Here is a 5,646-nt window from a genome sequence, read left to right on the forward strand (position 1 = left end):
TGGGTATAACGCAAAAAAAAAATCCTTTATCATAAGATAAAGGATTTTTTAAAAATAAAATAAAAACTGGCGGCGGCCTACTCTCCCGCTTTCGCAGTACCATCGGCGCTGGTGGGCTTAACTTCTGTGTTCGGAATGGGAACAGGTGAGCCCCACCGCTAAAACCACCCTAAAGAAGGTATATAAGGTTGCACGGTATAGGTAAAAGGATACAGGTTTTACCTGCTTCCCAATAGCTACCATCTGCTACCTGGTTATTTTCGATAAAAACTTTCACAAAGAGGTAACCTTGCTGCACTTTCGTGCGCCATATTAGGCTATAAATCTACGGGTAATTAGTACTACTCGGCTATGACATTACTGTCTTTACACCTGTAGCCTATCAACGTCGTCATCTCCAACGACCCTTAAAAGATGTCTCATCTTGAGGCGAGTTTCGCACTTATATGCTTTCAGTGCTTATCTCTTCCAAACGTAGCTACTCAGCAGTGCACCTGGCGGTACAACTGATACACCAGAGGTTTGTTCAATTCGGTCCTCTCGTACTAGAATCAAGCCCTCTCAAACATCTAACGCCCGCAATAGATAGAGACCGAACTGTCTCACGACGTTCTGAACCCAGCTCGCGTGCCACTTTAATGGGCGAACAGCCCAACCCTTGGGACCTTCTCCAGCCCCAGGATGTGACGAGCCGACATCGAGGTGCCGAACCTCCCCGTCGATGTGAGCTCTTGGGGGAGACTAGCCTGTTATCCCCGGAGTACCTTTTATCCTATGAGCGATGGCCCTTCCATACGGAACCACCGGATCACTATGTCCTGCTTTCGCACCTGATCGACTTGTAGGTCTCACAGTCAAGCACCCTTATGCCATTACACTCTACGCACGGTTACCAAGCGTGCTGAGGGTACCTTTGAAAGCCTCCGTTACTCTTTTGGAGGCGACCACCCCAGTCAAACTACCCACCACGCAATGTCCTTCCCTTAAGAAGTTAGGCTCCAAGTAAGTAAAGGGTGGTATTTCAACGTTGGCTCCACCTACACTAGCGTGCAAGCTTCAAAGCCTCCCACCTATCCTACACATTACTTACTCAAAGTCAATACGAAGTTATAGTAAAGGTTCACAGGGTCTTTTCGTCCCATTGCGGGTAATCGGCATCTTCACCGATACTACAATTTCACAGAGCTCATGGTTGAGACAGTGCCCAGATCGTTACACCATTCGTGCAGGTCGGAACTTACCCGACAAGGAATTTCGCTACCTTAGGACCGTTATAGTTACGGCCGCCGTTTACTGGGGCTTCAGTCAATGCCTTCGGTTTAACCCTAAGCACCTTCCTTAACCTTCCAGCACCGGGCAGGTGTCAGACCCTATACTGCATCTTTCGATTTTGCAGAGTCCTGTGTTTTTGATAAACAGTCGCCTGGGCCTCTTTACTGCGGCCACCATTGCTGATGGCGTCTCTTCTCCCGAAGTTACGAGACTATTTTGCCTAGTTCCTTAACCATGATTCACTCTAGCACCTTAGGATTCTCTCCTCGACTACCTGTGTCGGTTTTGGTACGGGTTGCTTCACTTCGGCTTTTCTTGGAAGCACTTTCCCTACAGCAGCTTCGCCCGAAGGCTAGGCCTTGACTATTCCGTCAGTCTCCAGTAAGTACGGCACTCCGTCCCCTTTTTAGTGTGAGCAAGTATGGGAATATTAACCCATTGTCCATCCACTACCCCTTTCGGGTTCGCGTTAGGTCCCGACTAACCCTCAGCTGATTAGCATGGCTGAGGAAACCTTAGTCTTTCGGTGAGCGGGTTTCTCGCCCGCTTTATCGTTACTTATGCCTACATTTTCTTTTCTATCCGCTCCACAATACCTCACAGTACTGCTTCAGCGCAAATAGAATGCTCTCCTACCAGATGTATCTAAAATACAAATCCATAGCTTCGGTAATATGTTTATGCCCGATTATTATCCATGCCGGACCGCTCGACTAGTGAGCTGTTACGCACTCTTTAAATGAATGGCTGCTTCCAAGCCAACATCCTAGCTGTCAATGCAGTCCAACCGCGTTGTTTCAACTTAACATATATTTTGGGACCTTAGCTGTTGGTCTGGGTTCTTTCCCTCTCGGACATGGACCTTAGCACCCATGCCCTCACTGCCGTAGAACATTTATTAGCATTCGGAGTTTGTCAGGAATTGGTAGGCGATGAAACCCCCGCATCCAATCAGTAGCTCTACCTCTAATAAACTTATATACGACGCTGCACCTAAATGCATTTCGGAGAGTACGAGCTATCTCCCAGTTTGATTGGCCTTTCACCCCTACCCACAGGTCATCCGAAGACTTTTCAACGTCAACCGGTTCGGTCCTCCACTCTGTGTTACCAGAGCTTCAACCTGCCCATGGGTAGATCACAAGGTTTCGCGTCTAATCCTACTAACTATACGCCCTATTCAGACTCGCTTTCGCTCCGGCTCCGGTACTTAATACCTTAACCTCGCTAGTAAAATTAACTCGTAGGCTCATTATGCAAAAGGCACGCCGTCACAGCTTAATGCTGCTCCGACCGCTTGTAGGCGTACGGTTTCAGGTTCTATTTCACCCTTCTATTCGAAGTGCTTTTCACCTTTCCTTCACAGTACTTGTTCACTATCGGTCTTTCAGGAGTATTTAGCCTTGGAGGATGGTCCCCCCATATTCAGACAGGATTTCACGTGTCCCGCCCTACTCATTTATCACTCAAATATGCCTTTCATATACGGGGCTATCACCCTCTACGGCCGTTCTTTCCAGAACATTCTATTAAACATATATCAGCTTTTGGGCTAATCCGCTTTCGCTCGCCACTACTTACGGAATCTCTTCGATTTCTTTTCCTCCGGGTACTTAGATGTTTCAGTTCTCCGGGTTTGCTCCTCTTACGAGGTGACTGGTCTTCAACCAGCCGGGTTGCCCCATTCGGACATCTGCGGATCAATTCGTGTGTGCCAATCCCCGCAGCTTTTCGCAGCTTACCACGTCCTTCGTCGCCTCTGAAAGCCTAGGCATCCGCCATACGCCCTTAACGATTTCTTTCCTAATAATTATATTAGTTCAGTATTTTTTGATAAATTTAATTTATCGATATTTTTATAAACTCGGCACTCGAAAGTGCTCGGTTATCTCTTTGTGATGTCTTTACCGTTAATGTCAATGATCTTAAATTCTTTTTGTACAACTGATGAACAGATATTGTTTTTGGCTCTATCCGTAACTTTTAAATCAGTCTTCCAAAACTGTGGAGAATAAGGGAGTCGAACCCTTGACCTCCTGCGTGCAAGGCAGGCGCTCTAGCCAGCTGAGCTAATTCCCCTCTAGTTGCTGTTGGCTATTTGCTTCTGGCTTCTGGCATTTTTGCCATCAGCTATAAGCTATTTGCCAGCCGCTTTAATTAGTAGTCTCGGGCAGGCTCGAACTGCCGACCTCTACATTATCAGTGTAGCGCTCTAACCAGCTGAGCTACGAGACTTTCTATGAGTTATGGGAATGAGTAAGTAAGTTATACTTTTCCTCTTCTTCATTTCTCAATCTCTTTCCCTATACTAATTTCTAGTGGGTGTTGTATTTTTAATATAACCAACCAAACAAAAAACTAAAGCTTTACTTTGAAGTAAGTGCATGGTACATTTAAGTACCTTTGTTTTTTTATCGTCTTACGACGCTCTAAAATGAGATGTTCCAGCCGCACCTTCCGGTACGGCTACCTTGTTACGACTTAGCCCTAGTTACCTGTTTTACCCTAGGCAGCTCCTTTTACGGTCACCGACTTCAGGTACCCCAGACTTCCATGGCTTGACGGGCGGTGTGTACAAGGCCCGGGAACGTATTCACCGCGCCATGGCTGATGCGCGATTACTAGCGATTCCAGCTTCATAGAGTCGAGTTGCAGACTCCAATCCGAACTGAGACCAGCTTTCGAGATTTGCATCACGTCACCGTGTAGCTGCCCTCTGTACTGGCCATTGTATTACGTGTGTGGCCCAAGGCGTAAGGGCCGTGATGATTTGACGTCATCCCCACCTTCCTCTCTACTTGCGTAGGCAGTCTCACTAGAGTCCCCAACTTAATGATGGCAACTAGTGACAGGGGTTGCGCTCGTTGCAGGACTTAACCTAACACCTCACGGCACGAGCTGACGACAACCATGCAGCACCTTGAAAAATGTCCGAAGAAAAGTCTATTTCTAAACCTGTCATTTCCCATTTAAGCCTTGGTAAGGTTCCTCGCGTATCATCGAATTAAACCACATAATCCACCGCTTGTGCGGGCCCCCGTCAATTCCTTTGAGTTTCATTCTTGCGAACGTACTCCCCAGGTGGCTAACTTATCACTTTCGCTTAGTCTCTGATTCCGAAAAACCAAAAACGAGTTAGCATCGTTTACGGCGTGGACTACCAGGGTATCTAATCCTGTTCGCTCCCCACGCTTTCGTCCATCAGCGTCAGTTGTTGCTTAGTAACCTGCCTTCGCAATTGGTGTTCTAAGTAATATCTATGCATTTCACCGCTACACTACTTATTCCAGCTACTTCAACAACACTCAAGACCTGCAGTATCAATGGCAGTTTCACAGTTAAGCTGTGAGATTTCACCACTGACTTACAGATCCGCCTACGGACCCTTTAAACCCAATAAATCCGGATAACGCTTGCACCCTCCGTATTACCGCGGCTGCTGGCACGGAGTTAGCCGGTGCTTATTCGTATAGTACCTTCAGCTACCCTCACGAGGGTAGGTTTATCCCTATACAAAAGAAGTTTACAACCCATAGGGCCGTCGTCCTTCACGCGGGATGGCTGGATCAGGCTCTCACCCATTGTCCAATATTCCTCACTGCTGCCTCCCGTAGGAGTCTGGTCCGTGTCTCAGTACCAGTGTGGGGGATCACCCTCTCAGGCCCCCTAAAGATCGTTGACTTGGTGAGCCGTTACCTCACCAACTATCTAATCTTGCGCGTGCCCATCCCTATCCACCGGAGTTTTCAATTTAAAATGATGCCATTCTAAATATTATGGGGTATTAATCTCCCTTTCGAAAGGCTATCCCCCAGATAAAGGCAGGTTGCACACGTGTTCCGCACCCGTACGCCGCTCTCTCATTTCCGAAGAAACAATACCGCTCGGCTTGCATGTGTTAGGCCTCCCGCTAGCGTTCATCCTGAGCCAGGATCAAACTCTCCATTGTATGTTTGTCTGACTCACTCAAAGTTTTTTTTACGCTTTAGTTTTTCCTTACTTGGTTGTTATATTGTATGTCAATGATCTTTATATCTTTCGCTTTGTAACGAAGCACTCTCTTCTGTCAGTGGCGCTCCGTATTTGCGAGTGCAAAAGTAAAACTTTATTTCTTAATGACCAAATGTTTTGAAAGAAAATTTTAAAGTTTTTTAAGTAACCTTAATCCCTCTCCTAAACCTTAATCACTCTACTCCTGCGCTCCCTTTATTTGGGACTGCAAAGATACAAACTCTTTTTAAACTCGCAACTTTTTTTGATAAAAAAATTAAAGTTTTTTGTCTGCCTCTTGTTGAAGTATCATAATGTCTATGCTTATCTAAAAGCTCTCCTGCGCTACTGTATTACTCTCGTTTTTCAGTGGGGCAAAGATAA

General features: G+C 46.4%; 2 tRNA genes and 3 rRNA genes. All 5 read right to left on the bottom strand.

Annotated features, from left to right (window positions below):
- Positions 1-64: 64 nt before the first annotated feature.
- The 5 genes from rrf to ACTJIP_RS23005 all read right to left on the bottom strand — a co-directional run bounded on the left by rrf (position 65) and on the right by ACTJIP_RS23005 (position 5,221).
- Positions 65-172 (bottom strand): 5S ribosomal RNA (rrf, locus tag ACTJIP_RS22985).
- A 143-nt stretch (positions 173-315) separates the two neighbouring features.
- A 23S ribosomal RNA gene (locus tag ACTJIP_RS22990) occupies positions 316-3,074 on the bottom strand.
- A 203-nt stretch (positions 3,075-3,277) separates the two neighbouring features.
- Positions 3,278-3,351: transfer RNA gene (locus ACTJIP_RS22995), tRNA-Ala, on the bottom strand.
- A gap of 82 nt (positions 3,352-3,433) precedes the next feature.
- Positions 3,434-3,507 (bottom strand) — tRNA-Ile (locus ACTJIP_RS23000).
- Between the two features lie 197 nt (positions 3,508-3,704).
- A 16S ribosomal RNA gene (locus ACTJIP_RS23005) occupies positions 3,705-5,221 on the bottom strand.
- Together the 16S, 23S and 5S rRNA genes with 2 tRNA genes alongside form the textbook arrangement of a ribosomal RNA operon.
- Between the last annotated feature and the right edge of the window lie 425 nt (positions 5,222-5,646).

The organism is Chryseobacterium sp. 22543, from assembly GCF_052044565.1.
GTDB lineage: Bacteria > Bacteroidota > Bacteroidia > Flavobacteriales > Weeksellaceae > Chryseobacterium.